The 22,724-nt window shown below is 74.4% G+C and carries 24 protein-coding genes; 13 read left to right on the forward strand and 11 right to left on the reverse strand.

Features of this window, described 5'->3' with window-relative positions; all coding sequences use genetic code 11:
* Positions 1-77: 77 nt before the first annotated feature.
* On the reverse strand, positions 78-1,238 hold the full coding sequence (locus ABTZ17_RS08805; protein ID WP_352194828.1) for a YncE family protein: 1,161 nt from the start codon (positions 1,236-1,238) through the stop codon (positions 78-80).
* 123 nt (positions 1,239-1,361) lie between these two features.
* Here ABTZ17_RS08805 and ABTZ17_RS08810 point away from each other — a divergent pair, with 123 nt between their 5' ends.
* Entirely contained in the window at positions 1,362-2,387 is a 1,026-nt protein-coding gene (locus tag ABTZ17_RS08810; RefSeq protein WP_352194829.1) for a LysR family transcriptional regulator, read from the forward strand.
* Complete coding sequence (locus ABTZ17_RS08815) at positions 2,384-2,926, forward strand: NUDIX hydrolase (RefSeq protein ID WP_352194830.1); 543 nt, start codon at positions 2,384-2,386, stop codon at positions 2,924-2,926. Before ABTZ17_RS08810 ends, ABTZ17_RS08815 begins: the two co-directional genes overlap by 4 nt.
* 66 nt (positions 2,927-2,992) lie before the next feature.
* On the opposite strand, the gene ABTZ17_RS08820 is transcribed toward ABTZ17_RS08815, so the two are convergent.
* The gene (locus ABTZ17_RS08820) at positions 2,993-3,316 is read right to left on the reverse strand and encodes a putative quinol monooxygenase (protein ID WP_352194831.1); all 324 of its coding nucleotides are present in this window, start codon (positions 3,314-3,316) and stop codon (positions 2,993-2,995) included.
* Between the two features lie 170 nt (positions 3,317-3,486).
* On the opposite strand from ABTZ17_RS08820, the gene ABTZ17_RS08825 reads away from it, so the two are divergent.
* Both ABTZ17_RS08825 and ABTZ17_RS08830 read left to right on the forward strand, forming a co-directional pair.
* Positions 3,487-4,215 carry an NAD-dependent epimerase/dehydratase family protein gene (locus tag ABTZ17_RS08825; protein WP_352194832.1) on the forward strand — a complete coding sequence of 243 codons (729 nt, stop codon included), beginning with the start codon at positions 3,487-3,489 and terminating at the stop codon, positions 4,213-4,215.
* 256 nt (positions 4,216-4,471) lie between these two features.
* Positions 4,472-4,813: a HopJ type III effector protein gene (locus ABTZ17_RS08830; protein WP_352194833.1), complete on the forward strand. Its 342-nt coding sequence runs from the start codon at positions 4,472-4,474 to the stop codon at positions 4,811-4,813.
* Positions 4,814-4,864: 51 nt separating this feature from the next.
* Here the strand turns inward: ABTZ17_RS08830 and ABTZ17_RS08835 are convergent, their stop codons facing one another.
* From ABTZ17_RS08835 to ABTZ17_RS08845, 3 genes are all read right to left on the reverse strand, one after another.
* The gene (locus ABTZ17_RS08835; protein ID WP_352194834.1) at positions 4,865-5,206 is read right to left on the reverse strand and encodes an avidin-fold protein; all 342 of its coding nucleotides are present in this window, start codon (positions 5,204-5,206) and stop codon (positions 4,865-4,867) included.
* Between the two features lie 136 nt (positions 5,207-5,342).
* Positions 5,343-5,723: a DoxX family protein gene (locus tag ABTZ17_RS08840; protein ID WP_352194835.1), complete on the reverse strand. Its 381-nt coding sequence runs from the start codon at positions 5,721-5,723 to the stop codon at positions 5,343-5,345.
* Positions 5,724-5,966: 243 nt separating this feature from the next.
* The gene (locus ABTZ17_RS08845; RefSeq protein ID WP_352194836.1) at positions 5,967-9,536 is read right to left on the reverse strand and encodes an NB-ARC domain-containing protein; all 3,570 of its coding nucleotides are present in this window, start codon (positions 9,534-9,536) and stop codon (positions 5,967-5,969) included.
* 298 nt (positions 9,537-9,834) lie between these two features.
* On the opposite strand from ABTZ17_RS08845, the gene ABTZ17_RS08850 reads away from it, so the two are divergent.
* Complete coding sequence (locus ABTZ17_RS08850) at positions 9,835-10,245, forward strand: DUF4259 domain-containing protein (protein ID WP_352194837.1); 411 nt, start codon at positions 9,835-9,837, stop codon at positions 10,243-10,245.
* The gene (locus ABTZ17_RS08855; protein ID WP_352194838.1) at positions 10,242-11,150 is read left to right on the forward strand and encodes a DUF4253 domain-containing protein; all 909 of its coding nucleotides are present in this window, start codon (positions 10,242-10,244) and stop codon (positions 11,148-11,150) included. Before ABTZ17_RS08850 ends, ABTZ17_RS08855 begins: the two co-directional genes overlap by 4 nt.
* A gap of 106 nt (positions 11,151-11,256) precedes the next feature.
* Here ABTZ17_RS08855 and ABTZ17_RS08860 read toward each other — a convergent pair whose 3' ends face one another.
* Entirely contained in the window at positions 11,257-11,895 is a 639-nt protein-coding gene (locus ABTZ17_RS08860) for a PadR family transcriptional regulator (RefSeq protein WP_352194839.1), read from the reverse strand.
* Positions 11,896-12,082: 187 nt separating this feature from the next.
* On the opposite strand from ABTZ17_RS08860, the gene ABTZ17_RS08865 reads away from it, so the two are divergent.
* From ABTZ17_RS08865 to ABTZ17_RS08880, 4 genes are all read left to right on the forward strand, one after another.
* Complete coding sequence (locus ABTZ17_RS08865; RefSeq protein ID WP_502994625.1) at positions 12,083-13,036, forward strand: ATP-binding cassette domain-containing protein; 954 nt, start codon at positions 12,083-12,085, stop codon at positions 13,034-13,036.
* Complete coding sequence (locus tag ABTZ17_RS08870) at positions 13,033-13,881, forward strand: ABC transporter permease (protein WP_352194840.1); 849 nt, start codon at positions 13,033-13,035, stop codon at positions 13,879-13,881. Before ABTZ17_RS08865 ends, ABTZ17_RS08870 begins: the two co-directional genes overlap by 4 nt.
* Before the next feature lie 248 nt (positions 13,882-14,129).
* Positions 14,130-14,753, forward strand: a complete 624-nt coding sequence (locus ABTZ17_RS08875) for a DUF5701 family protein (protein WP_352194860.1) — start codon at positions 14,130-14,132, stop codon at positions 14,751-14,753.
* A gap of 90 nt (positions 14,754-14,843) precedes the next feature.
* Entirely contained in the window at positions 14,844-15,446 is a 603-nt protein-coding gene (locus ABTZ17_RS08880; RefSeq protein WP_352194841.1) for a dihydrofolate reductase family protein, read from the forward strand.
* Between the two features lie 75 nt (positions 15,447-15,521).
* Here ABTZ17_RS08880 and ABTZ17_RS08885 read toward each other — a convergent pair whose 3' ends face one another.
* Positions 15,522-16,247 carry a class I SAM-dependent methyltransferase gene (locus ABTZ17_RS08885; protein ID WP_352194842.1) on the reverse strand — a complete coding sequence of 242 codons (726 nt, stop codon included), beginning with the start codon at positions 16,245-16,247 and terminating at the stop codon, positions 15,522-15,524.
* Between the two features lie 300 nt (positions 16,248-16,547).
* Positions 16,548-17,933, reverse strand: a complete 1,386-nt coding sequence (gene eno, locus ABTZ17_RS08890; protein ID WP_352194843.1) for a phosphopyruvate hydratase — start codon at positions 17,931-17,933, stop codon at positions 16,548-16,550.
* A gap of 186 nt (positions 17,934-18,119) precedes the next feature.
* Between eno and ABTZ17_RS08895 the strand changes: the two genes are divergently transcribed.
* The 3 genes from ABTZ17_RS08895 (at position 18,120) to ABTZ17_RS08905 (ending at position 20,322) form a co-directional block, all read left to right on the forward strand.
* Complete coding sequence (locus ABTZ17_RS08895; protein ID WP_352194844.1) at positions 18,120-18,542, forward strand: MarR family winged helix-turn-helix transcriptional regulator; 423 nt, start codon at positions 18,120-18,122, stop codon at positions 18,540-18,542.
* 100 nt (positions 18,543-18,642) lie between these two features.
* A complete protein-coding gene (locus tag ABTZ17_RS08900) occupies positions 18,643-18,963 on the forward strand; it encodes a hypothetical protein (RefSeq protein WP_352194845.1) in 321 nt (106 codons plus the stop codon).
* A gap of 144 nt (positions 18,964-19,107) precedes the next feature.
* Entirely contained in the window at positions 19,108-20,322 is a 1,215-nt protein-coding gene (locus tag ABTZ17_RS08905) for a class I SAM-dependent methyltransferase (RefSeq protein ID WP_352194846.1), read from the forward strand.
* Positions 20,323-20,340: 18 nt separating this feature from the next.
* Here the strand turns inward: ABTZ17_RS08905 and ABTZ17_RS08910 are convergent, their stop codons facing one another.
* The 3 genes from ABTZ17_RS08910 to ABTZ17_RS08920 form a co-directional block, all read right to left on the reverse strand.
* On the reverse strand, positions 20,341-20,730 hold the full coding sequence (locus tag ABTZ17_RS08910) for a hypothetical protein (RefSeq protein ID WP_352194847.1): 390 nt from the start codon (positions 20,728-20,730) through the stop codon (positions 20,341-20,343).
* Entirely contained in the window at positions 20,727-21,551 is an 825-nt protein-coding gene (locus tag ABTZ17_RS08915) for a DUF6232 family protein (protein WP_352194848.1), read from the reverse strand. The genes ABTZ17_RS08910 and ABTZ17_RS08915 overlap by 4 nt, the downstream gene beginning before the upstream one ends.
* Positions 21,552-21,743: 192 nt before the next feature.
* Positions 21,744-22,631, reverse strand: a complete 888-nt coding sequence (locus ABTZ17_RS08920) for an aldo/keto reductase (protein WP_352194849.1) — start codon at positions 22,629-22,631, stop codon at positions 21,744-21,746.
* Positions 22,632-22,724: the final 93 nt, after the last annotated feature.

The following is a 22,724-nucleotide window of genomic DNA, read 5'->3' on the forward strand; positions in this document are numbered from 1 at the left end:
CCTACACCCGCCCGCCCCGCTCGGGGTGCCGGTGTCGCGCCCTCACCGGAGCGGGGTCGCCCGCGCGGTGGGCGCCGTCACCGGGGCGGGGCCGTGACGTAGGCGAGTCCGTGGGCCCCCGCCTCGCCCGCGCTCTCCACCTCCAGCGTGGCCACCACCGAGGGCCGGCCCGTCCCCGCGCGCAGGTCGACCACCGTCACGGTGCCGGCGGAGACCGCGGCGACGTAGCCGTACCGGCCGTCGGGGGAGGAGGTCACCGTCAACGGGAAGGCGCCCACCTCGACGCTCCCGCGCTCGGTCCCGTCCTCCCCGTACACGTGCAGCAGCCCCGGCGCCTGCGCGCCCAGCCCCGGCCCGCCCGCGAGCATCCGCAGCTCCCCGGCCAGGACCAGCCCCCCGACGGTGACGTGCACGGGGAACACGAACCCCTCCGTGCGGTGGGTGCGCACCACCTCCCCGGTGACGGCGTCGAGCACGCGGACCCCCGCGTCCGGCGCCGGCCCGACCGCCCGGAAGTCCGCCTTCGGTCCGGCCGCGTACAGGTACCGGCCGTCCCGGGACACGGCGATCCCCTCACTGCCCCCGGCCACCGGGAACCGCACGGTCCCCGCCGCGCCGGCCGGGCCCGTCCCGACGGCGGAGAGGAAGGGCGCCTCCTTGTTGGCGCTGTACGCGCGGCTCCCGTCCGGAGCGAGCGCGAACCAGTGCGGCCCGGGCGCGCCGACCGGAACCCGGCGCACGGGCTCCAGGGTCTCCGCGTCGAGGGCCACGAGGGCGCCGTCCGCCGTGTCGCCCCCCGGCCCGTGCCCCGCCCCCTCCACGCTGATCCACAGCAGCTCGCCCGAGCCATCGAGCGTGATGCCGTGCGGGGCGACCTCGGGGGAGAGGTCGACCAGGTCCAGCAGGCGGCGCCGGTCGGGATCGATGACGGCCAGCTCGTGGGCCTGACCGGAGTGCGCGTGGTAGTAGCCCGAGCGGTAGGTGAGGGTGGCGTACAGCCGCCGCCGCACCGGGTCGAAGCACAGCTCGTGCGGCTGGCCCGGTACCTCGACGGCGCCCAGCCGCCGGTGGTCGGCGGCGTCGAAGAAGTGGACGGCCGCACCGCTCTGACTCGCCACGGCGAGCACGTCCCCCGACGGGCCGCGCGCCACGCCGCCCGACGCGTCGTTCCCCGGGCCGCTCTTCGGGTCGCCCTCGGGGTCGTTGGTCGGGTCGTTCCTGAGGTGTTCGTCTGTCATGGGCCCAGCCTGTGCGGGGTCCCGGATGAACTCCAGTGCACACATGGCAAGGTGTCCTTGCGTCAGACGCAAGAGCGCAGGCGGGCCCGGATCCGGACCCGCAGGCCTGTGAGGGGGGACACAGTGACCGGAGCCCGGCGCCTTTACCAGGACGCCCACCCGCCGACCGAACCGATGCTGGGTGGGCAGGAGTTCCTGGCCTCCTCCCGACCGCTGGACCTCAACCTCCTCGTCGCCCTGGACGTGTTGCTGGAGGAGGAGAGCGTCACGGCGGCCGCGGCCCGCCTGCACGTCTCGGCCCCGGCGATGAGCCGCACGCTGGGCCGGATCCGCCGGGCCCTCGCCGATCCCGTGCTGGTACGGGCCGGACGTGGGCTCGTCCCGACCCCGCGCGCCGTCGAGCTCCGCCCCCGTGTCCGTGTCCTGGTGCGCCAGGCACGGGAGTTGATGGTGCCCGCGCCGGTGACGGACCCGGCCCGGCTGGTCCGGGAGTTCACCGTCCAGACGAGCGACGCGGTCCTCGCGGACGGCCCGGCGGCCCGGCTCGTCGCCGCCGTGGCCCGGGAGGCCCCGGGCGTCACCCTGCGCTTCATGCCGGAATCGCTGGAGGGCACGCCGGCCCTGCGGGAGGGCCGCCTGGACCTGGAGATCGGGGTGATCGGGCACCCCGACCCGGAGACCCGCACGGAAACCCTCAGCCGGACCCGCGTCCTGGGCGTGGTCCGTCCCGGCCACCCCCTGGCCGCCCGGACCACCGTCACGGCGCGCGCCTACGCGGCCGCCGACCACATCGGGGTCTCCCGCCAGGCTCGGGTCCGGGGTCCCGTGGACGAGGCCCTCGGCGCCCTGGGCCTGAGCCGCCGCGTCGCCGCCGTCGTCCCGAGCTGGAGCGCGTCCCTGCTGCTGTGCCGCGAAACCGACCTGGTCGGTCTGGTCCCGGCCGACTCGGCCGACCACCACCGCCGCACCCTGGGCCTCCACACCTTCGAGATCCCCCTGGACCTCCCGCCCCTGACCCTCGCCATGGCCTGGCACCCCCGCAACGACGCCGACCCCGAACACACCTGGCTCCGCACCCGCGTCCGCGCCTGCTGGACCCGGCGGGACGGCGGCGCGGAGGGCGGGCGCCGGCGTACCGTCGGTCCATGATCGAAACAGTGGGGGGCGGGGCTCCCGAAGTCGCGGACGGGGGCGGGCCGGCCCGGGCTCCCCGGCCGCGCGCGCAGCTCGTCATCGGGGTCGTGCGGCGCGGCGAGGAGGTGCTCCTCGTCAGGGAAGGGCTCGGCAGGGGCGGCGAGGCGCTGTGGTCGCTCCCCGGCGGCGGAGTCGAGGACGGCGAGCTGTGGCACGAGGCCCTGCGGCGCGAACTGAGCGAGGAGACGGGCTTGTCCGTGGGGGATCCGGTGCGCACCGCGTTCCTCATGCACATCGACTCCGAGACGCACCCCTCGGCCTTGGCCGTCGCCTTCGAGGTCGACTCCTGGTCCGGGGTGCCCGCACCGCGGGACGAGGAGATCGAACGGGCGGCCTTCTTCCCGCTCCCCGAGGCCTTGGCCCTGCTGACCGAGCTGGACAGCGCCACCCAGCGGGAGCCGATCGTCGGCTACCTCACCGGCGCCGCCCCGCCGGGCACCACCTGGTTGTACCGGCACCGGGGCGGGGAGGAGCGGCTGGTCGCGCGGTGGTGATCGGCGGGGTCGGTCCGGTGGGCCGGGGCGCGAGGGTGCGGCCCGGCCCGCCGGGGTGTGCGCGGCTCAGTCGATCTGCAGTTCGCCCATGCGGCTCCAGCCGGTCGCGCCCGCGATGGTCGTGCTCACGATCTCGGGGGTGCGGGTGAGCAGCGGACGCATGGTCTCCAGCCCGGCCCGGAAGTGCTCGGAGGAGACGTGCGCCTCGCCCGCGTCGTCCTGGAACGCCTCCACCAGGACGTAGGTGTCGGGCTCTTCGAGGCTGCGGGACCACTCGAACCACAGGTTGCCGGGTTCGGCGCGGGTGGCCCGGGTGAACGGCGCGACCTGCTCGGGCCACGTGTCGACGTGTTCGGGCTTGACGTGGAATTTCACCACAATGAAGATCATACGGTCATCCTATGCTCGCTCCCCGGGTGCGGACCCGTCGGGCGGCGGGAGCCGGATCTCCGGCCGTACCGGTCGGGCGCGACCCGGGCGCGCGCTTTCGCGCGCGTTTCCGCGTCCCGGCCCTTGGAAAGGCGTTTTCCCCGGCCGGACCGCGCTGTTAGCGTCGGCGCATGCGCGTACTGGTGATCGGCGGGGCGGGGTACGTCGGGGGCCTGGTGCTCCCCCGGCTGGCGGAACGGCACGAGCTCCGGGTGCTCGACCCGCGTCCCCCGGCCGCCGGGGGAGTGGAACACCTCCCGGGCAGCGCCGCCGACCCCGAGGCCCTGGCCCGCGCCGTGTCCGGGATGGACGCCGTGCTCCACATGGCGATGGCCGGAGCCGCCGACAGCGGAGCCGCCGAAGCGGCCCGCGGTTTCGAGGTCAACGTGACCTCCGTCCACCTCGCCCTGCGCGCCGCGCACGAGGCCGGGATCCGGCACGCCGTGTTCCTCAGCAGCTTCTCCGTCTACCGCGACCTGGTCGACCGCCGCCTGGACGAGACCGTCCCGCCCGACGCCACCGACCTGTACGGGCTGACCAAGCGCCTCGGCGAGGAGGTGTGCCGGGCCGCGGTCGAGGAGTGGGGCCTGTCCGTGACGGCCCTGCGCCTGGCCTGGCCCACCACGGACGAGGCGTGGCCCGCCTGGGCGCTGCCGGGCGCCGACTCCGCCACCCACCACACCGAGGACGGCACCCTGATCCCGGCCCTCGCCGCCACCGACCTGGCGGCGGCCCTCTGCGCCGCCCTGGAACCGCGGGAGGGCTTCCGGGTCTTCCACGTCACCGGTGGGGACGCGAACGGCCGGTGGCCCCTCACCGAAGCCGCCCGCCACCTCCACTGGACCCCCGGCCGCCGCTGATCCCGGCCGCCGCTGGTCCCACCCTCCCCCGTGGATCTCGGCCGCCGTGGATCTCGGCCACGGGCCGGCCCGGCGTCGGGATCGGGCGGGCCCGGTCCGCGCGTGCCGACCGGTTCGTAGGGAAGCACGTCGTGACCTGCGTGGATTCCTGGCCATCGCACGTGCCCGTCGGTTCCTTCGCGCCACCCGGCAGGGGATATCGTCGTCCGGTCACGGACGGAAGACGATCGTCCGTTAAACCTCCGGGAAGGCCGACATGACTGATCTGGACGCGCTGCGGACGAGCCTGGCCTCGGGCGAGCACGAGTTCGCCGACACCCTGGCCTTCGTCGCCGCGCACTACGACTACCGGCCGCGGGCGTTCCGCAACGGCGGGCAGGAGAACGCCGCCGGTGAGAACGAGGGGTCCTGCAAGACCCTCGGGCTGGCCCTGCTGGAAGGTCTCAGCGACCAGGAGGCCCTGTCGGCGTTCGGCGAGCACTACCGCGGCGTGCTGGCCACCCCGGAGGGCACGGACCACGCCAACATCCGCAACCTCCTCGCCCACGGCCTGGCGGGCGTGACCTTCGAGGGCGCCCCCCTCACCCGCAAGAACTGATTCCGCCGCACACCGCGTTCCCCGCCGCGCGCCTCCGTGTGACGGTCGCGGTCAGGCGGCCGGTTCCTCCACCGTGCTGGTGCCCCGGCCCGGCTGGGACTCCCAGGTCCACGTCTCCTCCAACCGCAGGCGGCCGTCCGGGAGTTCGGTGACGAGCGAGGTGCAGTGTCCGGAGGCGGTGGTGCCGTCGGCGCGGAGCTGGACGTAGCGGAAGTCGAGGGCGTCGCCGGTGCGGGTCCCGACCAGGTGCCCCCGGTCGACGTCCCCGCCGGCGTACTCCGCCCAGATCCGCCCGTCCCGTTCGTGGTAGTCGAACCGGGTCTGCCGGCCGACCTGTCCGGGCGCCTGGTCGGCCACGGGGACGAAGACGAGGCCGTCGAGGGAGCGTGCCATGGGTGACCTCCGGGGTGGAGTGGAAGGGCGCCGCGGGCGGGTGGAACCGAGCCCGGTCCGGGGTCGGTCGAACCTCGGCGGCCCCCACCCTAACCAGGGCCTTCCGGCGCTTCCGTGGCCGCCCGTGCCCCCGCTCTCAGGCGGCGGGGCCGGCGGCCCGGCGGACCCGCAGGGCCCACAGGACGAGAGGTGCCTGAAGGGGGAGTCGGGCCAGCGCGGCCGCCCGGAGCGGGGCGGGCCGGTGCCGCCAGTCGTACGCCATCCGCACGTTCGCGGGGAACACGGCGACGAACAGTCCGGCCGCCGCGAGCGCGCCGACCCGCCGGGTCGCGGGAGCGGCGACCGCGGCACCCACCGCGATCTCCGCGAGTCCGCTCATCCGGGTCCAGGTGCGGGGCGGGCCCGGCAGGGTCCGCGGCACCATCGCGTCGAAGGGCCGCGGCACCACGAAGTGGGCCACACCGGCAGCCACGAGCAGGCCGCCGAGCACAGTGGCGGAGGACGGATTCGCGCGCATGGGCCCACTCCTTCGTGGGTCGCGCCGGGTGGGCGACCCTCCCAATGTGCTACCAGCGAGTAGCTCGGTCAGCCTACCGGGAGTCGGCCCGGGGCCGACAGGGCTCCGGGAGACCCCCGCGCCAACGCGACGGTCTCCCGCTCCCACTCGGCGAGCGGGGTGCCCCAGGGCTCGTCGGCGGCGTCGTAGGACGGGCGCAGGGGCTCAAGGGCTCAGGGGCGCAGGGGCTCAGGGGTGCGCCCGTCATGCCTCCAGGAACTCGTATGCGTACAGGCCGTGCTCTCCGCCCACGAGGAGGGTGGTGCCCTCCGGGGTCCAGGCGCAGGAGGTGAGGGTGCCGTCGGCGCGGACGCCCGTGACCGGGCGGAGGTCCGTGGACGACCAGACGCGGACCGCCCGGTCCGCGGTCGTGGCGGCGATCCACCGGCCGTCCGGGGAGACCGCCACGGCCGTCACCCGGCCGGCGCCGGGTCCCGCGTCGAGGGTGCCCAGCGGGGCGAGTCCCTCCGTGTCCCACAGGGTCAGGAGGTGGTCGTCGCCCGCGGTCAGCAGCCGGTCCCCGGCCGGGTCGAAGGCGAGAGCCCGGACGGCGGGCAGCCGGGTGGACAGCACACCGGGCGGACGCCCGGCGGCGCGCAGGGAATGGAGTCGCACCTCCGGTCCGGCGGCGTGCGCGAGCCGGGCCCCGTCCGATGACACGGCGATCGCGGTGGTACCGGGCCGGGCGAAGGAGCGCAGCGCGTCCCCCGAGGCCGGGTCCCACAGCACGGCCCCGCTCCGCGTCGCGCTCACCAGGAGCGCGGGACCGGGGCGCGCACCGGGTGCGGGGACGGCAGCCAGCCCGACGACCATCCCGGGCGGCCCCGCCCACGACCTGCGGACCTGCCCGTTGAAGGGATTCCAGAGCCGGGTCCGCCCGTCCTGGGCCGTCGTGGCCACCCACGAGCCGTCCGGGGCCGGTACGACCGCGTCGGTGCCGATCCCGGGAACGTGGGGCAACCGGGTACGGGGGTACCGGCTGCCTTCCCACAGCCAGGCGGTGCGGGACTCCAGCGTGGTGAGCGTCCCGTCCGCGGCGACGGCGAGGGAGTCCACCGGGCGGGCGCCGTAGCGGCCCCTCCGCCCCGCGGGGGCGTCGGCCGCCCAGACCCGCAGGGCGCCGTCGCCACCGCCGCTGGCGATGCGGGTGCCGTCGGGGGCGTAGGCCAGGGCGAGCACCCGACCCCGGTGCGCGGCCAGGGACGCGTCGGCGGTCCGGGCGGGCGGGGACCAGAGCCGGACCCTGCCCTCGTAGTCCCCCGTGGCGCAGCGGTCGCCGCCCGGGGCGAGGGCCAGGGCGTTGATGCTGGACGGGCGCTCGCCGGTGCCGTCCTGGGGGGCGTGGAAGGGCGGGCCGGGCGGTGGGTCCGCCAGCGCCCCGTGCAGGAGCGTCGGATCGATGACGTACAGGGTGCCGCCCCGGTAGCCGAGCGCGATGCGCCCGCCGTCGGCGGTGACGGCCGTGGTCGTCACGGTGCCGATGGCCTCGGGGAGGCGGAGGAGGGTCCGCCGGTAGCGGCTCCACACCTCGGGAACCCCGGTGCTGCCCACGAGCACGACGAGCCGGCCGTCCGCGGACGCGCTCAGCGCCGTCCCGCCGACGAACCGGGTCCGGGGCTCGGGACGCACCTCGCCGGTCATCGGCCGGAGACGGTGCTCGCGGCCCTGGCCGTCGATGAGGGAGAGCCAGTCGTGGTCGGTGCCGTGGTGCAGGGCGCGGGGGTCGCGGGCGCCGGTGCGGGCCACCGTCACGAGGTCACCGGTCCCGGTGTCGTACACGCGGACCTCTCCGGCACGGTCCGCGCCGGCCACCCAACTGCCGTCCCGCGCGAACAGCACGGCCGAGACCTCCTTCTCCCAGCCGGTGAACGTCCGCAGCAGGGAGGGATCGGGCAGGTCCGGTGGCGTCCGCCGGTTGACGAGCAGCGGCCCGACGGGGTCGCGGACGTCGGCGCGGCGGGCGGCGAGCCGGGCGGCGATCTGGAGGTCCCAGTGGGGCAGCGGCCCCAGCCGGCTGTAGAGGGTGCTCCGCAGGGCGGCGGGCGGATCCGCGGACGTGAGCAGGTGGGCGGTACGGGAGAGGTCGCGGGCGAGCGCGGCGGCCGAGGGGGAGGGGACGCGGGTCAGGTCGGCCCAGGGCGCGGAGGATCCGCGCTGCGCGAGCCGACGCTCCACCCAACGGATGCTGCCCGCCAGTCGCTCGGCCCGGGCCTCCAGTCCGGCGGCCAACAGGTGTTCCACGAGGTGGTCCAGGAGGTATCCGCCGAAGGTGGCGTCCGGGGCGCCGCCGTGACCGTCATGCTCCTCCGGTGTCCGGCGGCCCGGCGCCTCTGCCGGGCCGTCCGATTCCGGACCGGGGACCGGTGCCCGTACCGCTTCCGCGATCGGTACGGGGTTCCGCCAGGCCCACGGCTCGGTCCACTCGCGCGGTACGGCCTCCTCCACCAGCACCCGGTTCAGCCGGCGCAGTCGGGTCTCGCCCAACTCGCCGCGCAGGTAGTCCCGGAGCACGTCGTGGAGGCCGATCCGCCCGCCGCCCTCCGGCGCCAGTGAGATCAGCGACAGCCGCCCCAACTCACCGAGGAGGGCGCGGCCCCGCTCCTCGGAGAGCCCACCGGTGGCCGCCCAAAGGCGCAGCACCAGCGCCACCGGCACCTGCTCGTCCTCCACGAACACGGCCAACTCGGCGTACCGGGAGGCCCCTTCGCCGGGAAGCCGGGTCGTGGCGGCCTCCACCGTGGCCCGTACCACCTGCGCCCGACGGGACGGAACGTCCAGGTCCGGAGCCTCCACGGACTCCCCGTCCGGGTCCACCGAGGCCGGTCCGCGGGCCCGCAGCCGCGCCAGTACGGAGTCCGCGACGATCACGGGGTCCGCCCCGGTGGACACCTGACCGGCGATCAGCCGATTCGTGAGCCGCAGCAGGATGGCCCAGCGGCCGGTCGCCTCCAACAGACCGGCGACGGTGCCCTCGGGAAGCTCCGGGAGCCGCCAGGTGAGCGCCGCCCGCGCCTGCTCGGGAGTCATGGCGTCCACCCGCAGGCGCACCGCCTCCTCGGGCAGCACCGCCGGCACCCGGGTCGTCACCAACCGCACGCAGTCCTTGCCGCCGCGCAGGAACGGAGCCAACTGCCCCTGCTCCCACACGTCGTCGAGGACGAGCAGGGTCCGGGGCCGCGCGTCCAACAGGCGACCCAGGTGGTCACCCGCGAGGTCGGGATCCGGGAAGGCCGTGGCGTCCCCGGTGATGAAGGCGGTGGCCTGGGTGACCTTCGCGGCGATCTCCTCGCGGCTGCGCACGTCCCGGCCGATGGTGACGGTGTAGATCCGCCCCCGGAACCTCCTGCGGACCCTCGGATGCGCGCAGACCATCGCCGCCAAGGTGGTCTTCCCGAAACCACCGGCCCCCTCCAGGGAGGTCGTGATCCCGATCGCCCCGCCACCGCGCCGACGCCCGGCGACCGCGGCCACGCCCTGCCGGGCCTCGGCCCGCGAGATCACCCAGTCCTCCACCGGCACGGCGGGCGGCGGGGGCGGGTCACCGGCCCCGGCGGCGGGACCGCCGGACAGTACGGCCGCCAGTACCGCCACCCCGACGGCCGCCGCCGCGAGACCGCCGACCCAGGCCCAGGGATGCTGCCGCAGCGCGTCGAGCGGCCCCGGCCACCTGTCCTCCCCGGTGGCGGCGTTGGCGGCCAACGAAGCGAGCACGGCCACGACCGCGCCCAGCGCCGCGGCCCCCCACACCAGCCCGCCCCGCACCACGCCCCGCATCCGGTCCCCCTCCGCCCCCGACCCCGCCCTGATCTCCGTCGCGTCCCGACTTCGGCCGCGTACCCACCCCGGCCGCGTCCCCATCCTCCGCGATGACCCCCGACGCCGTCCCGCCCTTCACGGCCGCGCCCTCGACGCCGGCCGTCAGCGCCCACCGTCCCTGCCCACTGTCAGTGCCCGCTGTCAGGATGCGCACAGCGGGACGGGGTCGTGAGCCCCGTCCGACGGAGAACGGAACGGCACCGAACTGTGCGGTGCGGTGCGGCGCACAGTGATCCATCGCAGCGGGGAGAGACACATGGGGACGTGGGACTTCGGGCCCTTCGACAACGACAGCGCGGCCGACTTCAGCGGCGATCTCGACGCCGCCGCTCCGCGGGACCGTGCGGAGCTGGTACGGGCCACGCTCGACGAAGTGGTCCGCACGGGAGCCGACTTCCTGGACTCGCGCGAGGCGGACCGGGCCGTCGCGGCCGCCGCCCTCATCGCGGCGCAGTGCCCCGGCGGGCAGCCCGTCGACACCGCCTACGGCCCGGACGAGCCCCTCCCCGACCTCACCGCCTTCCGCGAGCTCGCCCACCGGGCCCTGGACCGCGTGGTGACCGCGCCCTCGGAGGCCATGGAACTGTGGGAAGAGGCGGACGGAGCCCCCTGGCACGAGAACATCACCCGCCTGAAGTCCGTCCTGACGCCGGATCACGCCCGATGAGGGGCCTCCGCCGTGGCGGCCGTGCCGTCCGCGAGGTCCGCGCGGTCCGCCGAGGGGTGCGACCGGAAGCCCTCCGCGCGCTCGACGGGATCCTCCCGCCCGGCCGGCTGGTCGAGTCCGACGGGAGCGGGGACGCGGGACCCGTGCTGTGGCTGGGCGACGGACCGACCACCCTCCGGGAGTGGACGGAGGCGCACGCGGCGCGGGGCCGTTCCGGCCTGTGGCCCCTGCTGCTCGACGCGCTCGATCCGGCACACGCCGACTTCCGGCCCTGGGGGTCCGGCGAGCTCTCCCACCGGCGGAAGTCCTCTCCGTCGGACCACGATCCCGCGGCCGTCCTCGCGGACTGGTGGGGGGACGGAGCGGAACCGGAAGACCCGGCCGACGTGGATCCGCTCGACGGTGCGGGCCCCTTGCCGATCACGGCCCCGTTCGGCCGGGCGTGGCCGGGGATCGCCGCCCGCCCCCACCGGGAGGCGGCGGAGCGCGCCCGGGCGGAAGCGGAAGCGGAGGCGGAGGTGTTCGCCCGGGCCTCCGCACGCGAGTACCTCGCCTTCTGCCCGTGGGTCCGCCTCGGGCTCGTCGCGGCGGACTCCGGCGCCGAGGCCCTGACCGCCGTGGGGTGGGAGGGCCCGTGCAACCACGACAACGACACGGCCAAGCACTCCGCCGTGGTGCGCGACTGGGAGGACCGTTTCGGGGCCCGCGTGGTCGCGGTGGGCTTCGACACGCTCCGTCTGAGCGTGGCCCGCCCACCGGTGGACGAACGCGAAGCCCTCCTCGTCGCGGCCGAACACTTCGCCTTCTGTCCCGACAACATCTGGCAGGGCGGCGGACCGGACGGCCTCTCCGGGTACGCGCGGGAGCTCGTCGGCGCCGAGGAGTGGCACTTCTGGTGGGACTGATCCGGTGGGAGTGACCTGGTGAGACCGAGCCGCGAGGGGGTACGGCGGGTGGCGGCGCGGTCCACGGGGGTCCGCCCCGCGGCTCACCCCGCGGCTCGCGCCACCCTCAGCCGGCGTCCTCCGGGTGGGGGCCCGTGGCGTACGGGTTCGGTTCGCCGTCCGCGAGGACGCCCACGAAGGGGTCGCCCTCGCCCGCGAAGGTGTAGGCCCCGCCCTCGATGCGGGTGATGAGCCCCTCGGTCCAGGCGGCCTCGCTGTCGGCGGAGTGCACCCACATGTTCATGATCTCGCCGATGTGCCCGAGCTGTCCGGGGCCCTCCGCGGGGGTGTAGTACTCGGTCACGGAAGTCCGCCACTGCCGGACCCGCGCGATCCGCTCCTTCAGGAGGGCGACGGCCTCCTCACGGGGCAGGTCCACGATGAACCCGATGCCCGCCGAGAGCACGTCCATCTTCTGGTCGTACGAGGTCAGGGACTGGCGGAGCAGGGTCAGGTACTCCTCGGTGCCGCGGTCGGTCATCTCGTACTCGACGCGCGGCGGGCCGCCGACCGTGCTGGGCGCGACCTCGTGGGCGAGGAGGAGCCCTTCCTTCGCCATCTGCTTGAGCGCGTGGTAGATCGAGCCGGGTTTCGCGTTGGACCACTCGTGGGCGCCCCAGAACTCCAGGTCGTTGCGGACCTGGTAGCCGTGCGCGCGACCGTGCTGGCGGACCGCGCCGAGGACCAGCAGCCGGATCGCTGACATGGGGTCTCCTTCTCTGGACAACTCGGCCCAGGTTATCGAGGGGGCGCGGACGGAGCGGCACGCACCCGACCCTTCACCCCCGGTCCAGTAATCAAGTTTGACTAATGCGGGACGGAGTCGTACGGTGGGACATCGTGGAGCTAGTCAAGTTTGATCAGTGGGGTGATCGGTGAAGATCCGTGAAGGGTTGGAGACCGCATGGTCGGACGAACGGGGCCCGGCGATCCTCGTCGAGGGCCTGCGGAAGGAGTACGGGTCCCAGCGGGCCCTTGACGGCCTGGACCTCACCGTCGCGGCCGGCACCGTGCACGCCGTCCTCGGCCCCAACGGCGCCGGGAAGACCACGGCCGTTCGGACCATGTCCACGCTCCTGCGCCCCGACGCGGGCCGCGTCACGGTGGCGGGCCTCGACGTGGCGACCCGCGCCCGGGAGGTCCGGTCGCGGATCGGCCTCCTCGGGCAGCACGCCGCCGTGGACGAGGAGCTCAGCGGCCGGCAGAACCTGGAGATGTTCGGCCGCCTCCACCGACTCGGCGCCCGCCGGGCCGCGGCCCGCGCCGAGGAGCTGCTGGAGCGGTTCGGGCTCGCCGACACCGGGACCAAGGCGGTCGCCCGTTACAGCGGGGGCATGCGCCGCCGCCTCGACCTCGCGGCCTCCCTCATCTCGCGACCCGTGGTGCTCTTCCTCGACGAGCCGACCACCGGACTCGACCCGCGGGGCCGCACCGAGGTGTGGAACGCGGTGCGTTCCCTGGTGGGCGGCGGCACGACCGTCCTGCTCACCACCCAGTACCTGGAGGAGGCCGACCAACTGGCCGACCGGATCACCGTCATCGACCAGGGCCGGGCCATCGCGGAGGGCACCGCGGACGAGCTGAAGTCGGCCACCGGCGGCGACCGCGTCGACGTGGTCGTCCGCGACGCCGACCAGCTGGCCCGCGCGGCCGCCCTGCTGCCCGGCGGCACCGTCGCCGACGCGGACCGGCGACTCGTGAGCGCCCCGGCCACCGACCGGATGGCCGCCCTCACCGGAGCCGTACGCGCCCTGGAGGCGGCGGGCATCGAAGCGCGCGACATCGCCGTGCGCCGACCCACCCTCGACGAGGTCTTCCTCCACCTGACGAAGGGAGAAGCCGCATGACCGCGGCCCTGGCGGCGGACCCCGCCGCGGTACCGGCGGAGGGCCCGGCCGCCCGCCTGAAATGGGCGGCCGTCGACTCCTGGACCATGACCCGGCGCGAGCTGGCCCACTGGGCCCGCCGACCGGCCCAGGTGGCCGTCGGACTGGCCTTCCCCGTGATGATGCTCCTGATGTTCGGCTTCCTCATCGGCGGCGGGCGCGGGGTGGGCGGGGACTTCACCGACTACCTCGTGCCCGGCATGCTCACCATGACCATGGCCTTCGGTCTCGAAGCCACGATGCTGTCCGTCACCCAGGACCTGGGCAAGGGCGTCGTCGACCGCTTCCGCTCCATGCCGATGACCAGCGGCGCCGTCCTCGTCGGCCGGAGCGTCGCCGACATGCTGCAGTCCGCGGCCGGGCTCGCCGTGATGACCGCCGCCGGATACGCCATCGGCTGGCGCTGGCACCACGGCGCCGGCTCGTTCCTCGCCGCGATCGGCCTGCTGTTGCTGCTCCGCTTCGCCATGCTGTGGATCGGCATCCACCTGGCCCTGGTCGCCGGCCGCCCCGACCTGGTACAGGCCGTACAGATCCTCGTCTGGCCGGTCACCTTCCTCTCCAACGCCATCGCCACCCCCGGCTCGATGCCCGCCTGGCTCGGCGCGCTCGTGGAGTGGAACCCGCTCTCCGCCACGGCCACCACGGTCCGCGGCCTCCTCGGGAACCCGGGCGGGAGCACCGAAGGCGCGGACCCCTCCTGGGCCACCGCGCACGCCGAACTCCTCGCGGTCGGCTGGCCGCTGCTGCTCATCGCGGTGTTCTTCCCCCTGGCCGTACGCCGCTTCCGGGGACTCAGCCGCTGAACCCCGTCCGGGCCGGCGCGGGGGACGGCATCCACGGCATCCCCCGCGCCACGGCCACGGCCACCGAAACTGGGACGGGCACTCACACCGCCACCGCCACCGCCACCGGCACCACCACCTGCACCGCCACCGAGAGCGCTGATCTGCTCACCACCACGGGAGACACCTTGACCCCACAGCCCTCCTCCGACGCGTCGGCCCCGGGAACCACCGCTGCCCGCACCCCTGCTCCCGACTCCGCCCCCGTCATTCCCCTGCCGTCGCTCGCCGTGCAGGCCGAACGCCTCGTCGAACTGGGCCTCCCCGAGCTCACCGGCATCCCCGCCGCCGAGTTCCGGGCCTTCGCCCAGGCCCAGGGCCCGGACCGCGAGGACGTCCTGCTCGCCGTCGACCCGTCCCGCGCGCCCGCCTCCGCCCTGACCCCGCTCCTGCGCCGGGCGGAGAAGCCCGGCTTCGTCGTCGTCGACATGACGGACGTGGACCTCTTCACCCCCCACGGCCTGGAACTCCCGGACAGGGCGCTCTACTTGGTGGACCGTCCCGATCGGGGGGACCGCCTGGGCAACTGGACCCCGGAGGAGGCCCTGCCGGTCCTCACCGCGGACGGGCGCAGCCCCTTGACCCTCACCGAGGGGATCCACTGGCTGCTCCAACAGCCCGCAGCCCTGGAACGCAACCTCTGCTTCATGACCATCGGCTCCCGGCTCCGCAAGGACAACGGCACCTTCGACGCGCGGACCCCGGCCCTTTGGATCAGCGGTGGCACGGGCCGCGACGGCCGCGAGAACCGCGGCGCGCCCAAGGTCGGTTGGTGCTGGTGGAACAACCGTCACACCTGGCTCGGCTTCGCCTCCACCACCGGCCGCTCCTGAGGGATGCCCGCGAACCGGATCTTGCCGCTTCCGGTCCGCGTGACTGAGTCTTGACGCCCCATCAACGACCTTCTGGAAGGCCGGTTCTCCGTGCGCAAGCTCACCTACTTCGCCGCGTCGACCCTGGACGGATTCATCGCGGGCCCGGACGGCGCGGACCCGACCGGCCCGAACGGATTCTGGCCCATCCCGGCGGACTACATCGAGCACCTCGTCGCCGAATACCCCGAGGCCCTGCCGGGCCCGGCCCGGCAGGCCCTGGGGGTGACGGCGGAGGGAACCCACTTCGACACGGTGCTGGAAGGACGCCGCAGCTACGAGATCGGCCTCGCCGCCGGGATCACGGACGCCTTCCCCCACCTCCGCCACCTGGTGTTCTCCCGCACCCTGACCGAGAGCCCGGACCCCGCCGTGCGCGTCGTCGCCGAGGACCCCACGGCCGTGGTCCGCGCCCTGAAGAAGGAGGAGGGCAAGGACATCTGGCTGATCGGCGGAGCAGAGCTGGCGGGCGCCCTCTACGCGGAGATCGACACCCTCGTCCTCAAGGTGGCCCCGCTGACCATCGGCAACGGCATCCCGCTCTTCTCCCGCAACGCCGCCTTCGACCCGTCCTCCTGGACCCTCACCGACCACACGGTCCTCAAGAGCGGCGCCCTGTTCCTCACCTACGCCCGCACCCGCGACGCCGCCTGATCCTTTGCGCGCGCCGTGTCGACGGGCCCCGCACCCGAGGGCGGTGCGGGCCCCGTCGCGTCCGGTCCGGCGTCCTCAGGGAACGGCGCGGACGATGACGAGGGAGCCTTCGTGGAAGGGGGTGGTCCGGAGCCGGCCGTGGCGGGCGTCCCAGGCGCCTGAGGCGAGGTCGCGGCGGAGGGAGCGGTCGAACCGTTCCCGGACCCGGTCGTCGATGAAGCTCCAGGCCGATCCGGCCTGGCGGGCCGCGGGGTCGAGGAGCAGTTCGGGGCGGCCGTAGTACGCCTCGTCGAATCCGTCGGTGCAGTCCAGCGGTACGGGTACGGGCCGTACGGTGCAGTCGCCGCCGAGCCCGGCGGCGATCCGGTCGATGGTGGGGTGGCGGCGGGCTTCGATGTCGAGGACCTCGGGCGCGTAGCGGTGCAACCAGAACTCGCGGATCCGGGCCGGGTCGTGGGTCAGGACGACCACGGGGCCGCGCGTGACCCGACGGACCTCGCGCAGCCCGGCGTCGAGCGAGGGCCACTGGTGGAGACCGAGCAGCGCCATCGCCCCCTCGAACTCCCCGTCCGCGAAGGGCAAGCGGTCTGCGATCGGCGAACCGCCGGTCGGTCCGAGGTCGAGGACGGACCCGGCGTCTCCGAGGGCTTCCGCGACGCACCGGGCGATCCGATGGTCCGGGCGCGGCGGCGGGACCCGGTCGGGCCGGCCCGGGTCGAAGGCCGCGGAGGTCTCCACCCGGGCCGCCGCGCGGAGGCGGAGGAGCGCTGCGCTACCGTCAGGGGTCCGGGTACTGGCCATCGGTGCTACCTCGCCTCATGAGCAGGAACGGGGAGGGCCGTCTGCGGAGGGTCGCCCGGCAGGACGGCTGTCCTGTGGAGGCGCCGGGGGATCCGACACCCGTCGTCATTTTGCATATGCGGACTTCGAATCGACAACGCGCCAGCAGATGCTTGGTGAATGGCCCGAAGAGGGTGGCTTTTGCGACTGACCTCTTTGGAGGTACGGACAGGGGTGACACGAGTACGCGTCGCGGGGGTGTGCGTCGGGAGGTGCACCCCCCGCACTCGGTCGGCGGTCACTCCCGTCCGAAGTCGTCGATCACGCCTGCCGCAGGTGGCGCAGGGCCGAGCGGCCCGCGTAGCGGGCGGCGGCGCCCAGCTCCTCCTCGATGCGGATGAGCTGGTTGTACTTGGCGGTGCGGTCCGAGCGGGACAGGGAGCCCGTCTTGATCTGGCCGCAGCCGGTGGCCACCGCGAGGTCCGCGATGGTCGTGTCCTCCGTCTCGCCCGAGCGGTGCGACATCACGGCCGTCCAACCGGCCCGGTGGGCGGTGTCCACGGCGGCCAGGGCCTCCGTCAGCGTGCCGATCTGGTTGACCTTGATGAGGATCGAGTTGCCGGCACCGGTGTCGATGCCCTGGCGCAGCAGCGACTCGTTGGTGCAGAAGAGGTCGTCGCCGGTCAGCTGGCAGCGGTCGCCCACCCGGGCGGTCAGCTCCCGCCAGCCCTCCCAGTCGTGCTCCGCCATCGGGTCCTCGATGGAGACCACGGGGTAGGCGTCGATGAGCTTGGCCAGGTACTCGACCTGCTCGGCGGGGGTGCGGCGGACCCCCTCGCCCCGGTAGTCGTACGCGCCGTCGCGGAAGAACTCCGAGGACGCCGGGTCCATGATCAGGGCGATGTCGGCGCCGGGCCGGTAGCCGGTGCGCTCGATCGCGGCCGTCACGAAGTCGAGGGCCTCCTCGGCGGTGCGCAGCGCGGGCGCGAAGCCGCCCTCGTCGCCGACTCCGGTGGAGTGCCCGGCCTTGAGCAGGTCGCGGCGCAGGGTGTGGAAGACCTCGCTGCCCATGCGGACGGCCTCGGCGAAGGACTCCGCGCCCACGGGGGCGATCATGAACTCCTGGAAGTCCAGCGGGTTGTCGGCGTGGGCGCCGCCGTTGACGATGTTCATCATCGGGAGCGGCAGGAGGTCGGCCTCCGGGCCGCCGAGGTGGCGGTAGAGCGGCAGGCGGTGGGCCGCGGCGGCGGCCTTGGCGGCGGCCAGGGAGACCCCGAGGACGGCGTTGGCGCCGAGCCGGGCCTTGGTGGCGGTGCCGTCGAGGGCGACGAGAGCGGCGTCCAGGCCCCGCTGGTCGGAGGCGGCGCGCCCCCGCACGGCCGCCGCGATCTCGCCGTTGACGTGGGCGACGGCCCGGTCGACACCCTTGCCGTGCCAGCGCGCGGAGTCCCCGTCCCGCAGTTCCACGGCCTCGCGGGCGCCGGTGGAGGCGCCGGAGGGGACGGCGGCGCGTCCCACGGAGCCGTCCGTGAGGAGCACGTCGACCTCGACGGTGGGGTTGCCCCGGCTGTCGATGATCCGGCGGGCGACGACCTTCTCGATGGTGGTGTCGGTGTCGGAGGTGCCGGTGCGGGTGTCGCCGGCGATTCCGGGCGTGTGGCCGGTGGTGGCGCGGGCGTCGAGGGGTGTGACTGCCTCTGCGGACATGGGAGTTCCTTCCCGTCGTCATGTGGCGGGTCCTTGCTGCGGCAACGCTGACGCCGGGCCCGACGGAAGAAACAATACAGCAATGCTGTGCAGTTGAACTGTGCAGTTCGGCTGAGCAGTATGGCTGTGCAGTGCGGCTGTGCAGGTCAGGGGCCGCTACGGTCCGCTACCGGGGTAAAGTGCCCTATGCCCCCCACGGAAGCCGCCGCCATCGCCGCAGAACTGCGCACCGCGATGGGCAAACTCACCCGCCGCGTCAAGCACGAGGACCGCGTCCCGCTGGGCCAGACCGCCGTCCTCGGCGCACTCGACCGCAACGGCGCCATGACCACCAGCGACCTCGCCGCCGACCAGAGGGTCCGCCCGCAGTCCATGGCGCGCGTGGTGGGCCTGTTGATGGAACAGGGTCTGATCACGCGCCGACCGCACCCCACCGACGGGCGCAAATCCCTCGTCGAGATCTCCCCCGAGGGTCGCGACACCCTCGAAGCGGAACGGGGCCGCCGGGCGGGCTGGCTGGCCCGCGCCATCGAAGCGGAGCTCACGGAGGAAGAACGCGAACTCCTCGCCCACAGCGCCGCCCTCCTCGACCGCCTGGCGACCCGGTAGGGCGCCGGGGGCGGCGGCGGGTCACCGGAGGGCTTCCTGACGTTCGCAGGCATGGCCGCGGCCCTCAGGGCGGCTCCGCGGCTGTTGCAGAATGGCTCAAGTGAGCCAATCGACCGAGCGGGCGCAGGCCGTGGACCGTGCCTGGCAGGAACTGCGCCGGGCGCCATTCCCGGACAGCTTGCGAGGTGCCACGTTCGCAGGCGCCGACGTGTGGCTCATCGAGTGGGACATCGCGGGCTGCGTCGTTCGCTGGATCGACGACGGCGTTCTCGACGCGGAGGACGGCGCCCTCCTGCGGAGCCGCGTCGAGGACTTGGGTCGGGTCGTCCCCGAGATCGGCGAGCCGGCAGGAGGCGAGTACTGCCGGCGGTTGCGCCGGCTCGCTCTGCTCGTTTCGGAGGACCTTCCCAGGGCTCGTTGAGCTGACGTCCCGGCGGCCACCGCCGCTGCCTGCGCTGCCGCGTCCCAGTATGTGAAGGTGCTGGCATATGCGGCTCATGGAGGCGCATCCTTGCGTAGATGCAACCTGAAATGGCCAGGTCAGCTGGAAAGCAATGAGTCGGGGATGGCGGTCGTCGTCGTGTCTCGCGGAGCCCGCAGTGTCCCGCCCGGGCTGGTCCGCACCCTCTCGGACGCGGGCCTCGCCCACCGCGTCCTTCCGCTCGGTGGACCGGTCGGGGAGGGGGCCGCTCTCCTGTCCGGGGTCGAGGGCGTCACCGTCCTGGAGGCGCCGCTCGGCCCGCCCCGTCATGACTCCCGGTGGGACGGGGCGGGTGTCGCCGCGCTGGTCCGGGAGGCGCTGGCCGTCGAAGTGCCGCTCCTGATCCTCGGCGCCGGTACGGGCGCCGGTGCCGACACCGAGCTCGACATCGCCGGCGGAGTGCCTGGCGAGGCCGTGGGGCCCGCCGTCCGATTCCGGGAGGGCCCCGTCGGTGGTCGGCCCATGCTCCCGCCCCAGGGCGAACCTGCTGACCCGCTGCTCGCCGACCGCGACCGGACGGCGCCGATCTCGACCGGCGGCGTGCCGGGGCAGGTGCTCCGGATCGGCGTCAGGGCGTGGGACGTACGCCTTCCCACCCGCCGGGGCGAGAGCGCCAGCGCCCCGGGCACCGATGCCGAGACCACCCTCGACCCCGGAGTGGAGACGCTGCTCGGCAGGTTCGCGGACCTGATCGGCGCCCGCTCCGCACACGCCTCGACCCGCGCCTTCTTCACCCGCCGCGCCGACGACCGGGAACGGCGGTTCGCCTACCAGGAGCCCGTCTACGCGCGCGCGGTGACGCGGATGGCACTCGCCCCCGGCTCGCTCGCCCTCGACCTCGGCTGCGGTACGGGCCGCGCCATGCCCGCCCTCCGCAAACAGGTCGGCGCGGAGGGGCGGGTCCTGGGCCTCGACCTCACCCCGGCGATGCCGGTCGAGGCCGCCCGCCACGGCCGTACCGACCACGGGGGGCTCGTGGCCGCAGACCGCAACCACCTCCCGCTGCCCACCGGGATCGTCCACGGCATCTTCTCCGCGGGCCTGCTCGACCACCTCCCCGATCCGCGCGCGGCCCTCCGGGAGTGGGCGCGTGTCACCGCTCCGGGTGGGGTCCTGCTCCTCTTCCACCCCTCGGGCCGCGCCGAGCGGGCCGCCCGACACCACCGCCCCCTCGACCCCGACGACCTCCTCGCCGAACCCCACCTCCGCGTCGCGCTCCACACCACGGGCTGGCGGGTGGACGCGTACGAGGACGCCGCGCACCGCTTCCTGGCGCGGGCCGTCCGCGGAGATTCCTGAGCCCCGGGGCAGGGGCGCCTACCCCAGCGCCCCGAAGAGCTGCCCCAGGGCCAGTCCCACCGGCTGCCCGATGGCCCCGGAGGCCGCCGCGATCTGCGCGACGGAGGCGAGGACGAGGGCCCGCTCGCGGAGGACGGTCCGGTCCGGCACCAACTCGGGGAGGGCGTCCTCGACGGCCTGCGCCTGATCCGGAGTCAGCTGAGGAGCCAACTCTCGCAAACGGTCGCTGAGTTCGTTCACCGCGGCCGTCAGGGCGACATCCGACCGGTCCGGGCCGCCGAAAGTGGCGTTGCTGGTGCCGTTGTTGATGCCGATGTTGCCCTGACCGCCGTGCATGGTGACGACCGGGCCGTGGTGGTGCGTGGTGGAGGTGGCCGACCGGGTCGGGGCGCTCGCGTCCTCGCTCATCCGCTGATCCCCTTGTTCCCCCGGCCGCCGATCATGTTCACGACGGCGCCGAAGTGGTTGTTGGTGGTGGTGAACTGCTGCACGAGCGTGCTGAACCCGTGCTCGGGATTCTCGATGGTGTCCGCGATCTGCCGGGAGATCGTCCGGAGCTGTTCCAGCGTCGGCAGGGTCAGGACGACCGTGCTGCCGCCGGTCGTCCCGATGGCGAGAGCGGGCTTCGGCCGTCGGAAGACGTAGAGCAGTCCGCCCACGATGAGGGCTGTGGCGATCACCCGGCCGCTCTGCTGGAACTCGGCGGCGTTGGAACTCGACGGTCTGAGGGCCGTGGAGACGAACATCACGAGGAAGCCGAACAGGAGGGCCCAAGCACCCGCCTGGGACCGATTCGGCTTCTCCATGTAGGCGTCGACCCAACTGATGTTGTGCAACGGGATCACGGCGGACCCGATGAACAGCATCCGCCGGGTCACCCGAAGGCTCAGGACCCGCGTGTTGCGCGACCCTTTCGGCGCGTCGGCGGTCGCCCGCCCACCCGCCGCGAGGCCGGACGGCTGGGCCTGGAACGCCCGCTTGGGCGCAAGCGGCCACTCGGCCACCGGCTGCCCCGGCCCTGTGGGCGGGCTGCCAGGTGGTGCGGGAGTGGGGGTAGGGGCGGGAGCGGCCGCGAGCACTGGCCCCGGCGCGGGTGCGGACGTGGGTGTAGGTGTGGGAGCGAGTGGTGGCGGCGGTGGTGGTGGGGTCACGGGTGGCGGCTGCGCACCGCCGGCTCCCCCCGTCGCGCCCACGGCGCCCGTAGCGCCCGTGGTGTCTGCGGCATCCATGCGATCCCCCCGTACGTCCGGATGCGATCGGTGCTCCCGCCGCGCTCGGCGGGAGCACCATTAAGCACGCGAAGGTCTCCGGAGGGCAGTAAAGAAACGGCCAATCAAGGCCAGAGGGGCGGGAGTTGACTGAGTGGACTGCTCCGTTCCGGCCGCCCCCGGTGATGATCGGGGGCGGCCGCCGAGCTGTCCTCAGTCCGCCAGGGGTGTCGCGTCCAGCCGGGCCAGCTCCTCCGCGCCGAGCACGAGGTCCGCGGCCCGCGCCGAGTCCGCGACGGAGGCGGGACGGCTGGCCCCCGGGACCGGGATCACCGCCGGGGAGCGGGCCAAGAGCCAGGCCAGGGCGACCTGCTGCGGGCTGACCCCGTGGTCGGCGGCGATCCGGTGGAAGCCGGTACCCGCAGAGGTGGCGCCGGACGGGCCGTCGAGGGAGCTCCGCGAGATCCCGCCGAGCGGACTCCACGGCAGGAAGGCCAGACCCAGTTCCGTACTGAGCCTCAGCTGCGGCTCGCTGTCGCGGACGGCGGGGGAGTACTCGTTCTGCACGGAGACCAGCCCGTCGCCCAGGATCCGGTGCGCCTCACGGATCTGGTCGGTGGAGACGTTCGAGATCCCGGCGGCGCGGATCGTGCCCGCCTCCAGGAGCTCGCGCAGCGCGCCGACGGACTCCGCCCAGGGCACGGCCGGGTCCGGCTTGTGGAGCTGGTACAGGCCGATCGCGTCCACGCCGAGCCGCGCGGCGGAGGCTTCGGCGGCCCGCTTCAGATGGGCCGGTCGGCCGTCGACGGTCCAACTGCCGTCGCCGGGCCGCCCCCGACCGCCCTTGGTCGCGACCAGGACGGCCGAGGTGTCCCCGCCGTAGCGGGCCAGGGCGCGGGCCACGAGCAGTTCGTTGTGGCCGGTCTCGCCCGTGTGCCAGTGGTAGCTGTCCGCGGTGTCGATGAGGGTGACGCCCGCGTCGAGGGCGGCATGGACGGTGGCGAGCGCCCGACTCTCGTCCGGCCGGTGCTCGATGGACAGGGGCATGGCGCCGAGACCGATGGCGCCGACGGTGGTGTGGGCGAGGGAGCGGTGGTGCACGGTGGTGGTCCGGTCTTCTCAGTGGGTGGGGGAGGGGGCGCCCGGAGCCGGTTCCTGTGGCGCCGCCGCGAGGGTTCCCGATGCGTGGGATTC

This window comes from Streptomyces sp. NPDC097619 (assembly GCF_040302735.1).
In the GTDB taxonomy this organism is placed as follows: Bacteria; Actinomycetota; Actinomycetes; order Streptomycetales; family Streptomycetaceae; genus Streptomyces.

Bases quoted from the DNA above. Each gene is read 5' to 3' on its own strand.
- ABTZ17_RS08805 (WP_352194828.1), bottom strand. From the start codon at position 1,238: ATGACAGACGAACACCTCAGGAACGACCCGACCAACGACCCCGAGGGC.
- ABTZ17_RS08815 (WP_352194830.1), top strand. From the start codon at position 2,384: ATGATCGAAACAGTGGGGGGCGGGGCTCCCGAAGTCGCGGACGGGGGC.
- ABTZ17_RS08820 (WP_352194831.1), bottom strand. From the start codon at position 3,316: ATGATCTTCATTGTGGTGAAATTCCACGTCAAGCCCGAACACGTCGAC.
- ABTZ17_RS08825 (WP_352194832.1), top strand. From the start codon at position 3,487: ATGCGCGTACTGGTGATCGGCGGGGCGGGGTACGTCGGGGGCCTGGTG.
- ABTZ17_RS08830 (WP_352194833.1), top strand. From the start codon at position 4,472: ATGACTGATCTGGACGCGCTGCGGACGAGCCTGGCCTCGGGCGAGCAC.
- ABTZ17_RS08835 (WP_352194834.1), bottom strand. From the start codon at position 5,206: ATGGCACGCTCCCTCGACGGCCTCGTCTTCGTCCCCGTGGCCGACCAG.
- ABTZ17_RS08840 (WP_352194835.1), bottom strand. From the start codon at position 5,723: ATGCGCGCGAATCCGTCCTCCGCCACTGTGCTCGGCGGCCTGCTCGTG.
- ABTZ17_RS08845 (WP_352194836.1), bottom strand. From the start codon at position 9,536: ATGCGGGGCGTGGTGCGGGGCGGGCTGGTGTGGGGGGCCGCGGCGCTG.
- ABTZ17_RS08850 (WP_352194837.1), top strand. From the start codon at position 9,835: ATGGGGACGTGGGACTTCGGGCCCTTCGACAACGACAGCGCGGCCGAC.
- ABTZ17_RS08855 (WP_352194838.1), top strand. From the start codon at position 10,242: ATGAGGGGCCTCCGCCGTGGCGGCCGTGCCGTCCGCGAGGTCCGCGCG.
- ABTZ17_RS08860 (WP_352194839.1), bottom strand. From the start codon at position 11,895: ATGTCAGCGATCCGGCTGCTGGTCCTCGGCGCGGTCCGCCAGCACGGT.
- ABTZ17_RS08870 (WP_352194840.1), top strand. From the start codon at position 13,033: ATGACCGCGGCCCTGGCGGCGGACCCCGCCGCGGTACCGGCGGAGGGC.
- ABTZ17_RS08885 (WP_352194842.1), bottom strand. From the start codon at position 16,247: ATGGCCAGTACCCGGACCCCTGACGGTAGCGCAGCGCTCCTCCGCCTC.
- eno (WP_352194843.1), bottom strand. From the start codon at position 17,933: ATGTCCGCAGAGGCAGTCACACCCCTCGACGCCCGCGCCACCACCGGC.
- ABTZ17_RS08895 (WP_352194844.1), top strand. From the start codon at position 18,120: ATGCCCCCCACGGAAGCCGCCGCCATCGCCGCAGAACTGCGCACCGCG.
- ABTZ17_RS08905 (WP_352194846.1), top strand. From the start codon at position 19,108: ATGGCGGTCGTCGTCGTGTCTCGCGGAGCCCGCAGTGTCCCGCCCGGG.
- ABTZ17_RS08910 (WP_352194847.1), bottom strand. From the start codon at position 20,730: ATGAGCGAGGACGCGAGCGCCCCGACCCGGTCGGCCACCTCCACCACG.
- ABTZ17_RS08915 (WP_352194848.1), bottom strand. From the start codon at position 21,551: ATGGATGCCGCAGACACCACGGGCGCTACGGGCGCCGTGGGCGCGACG.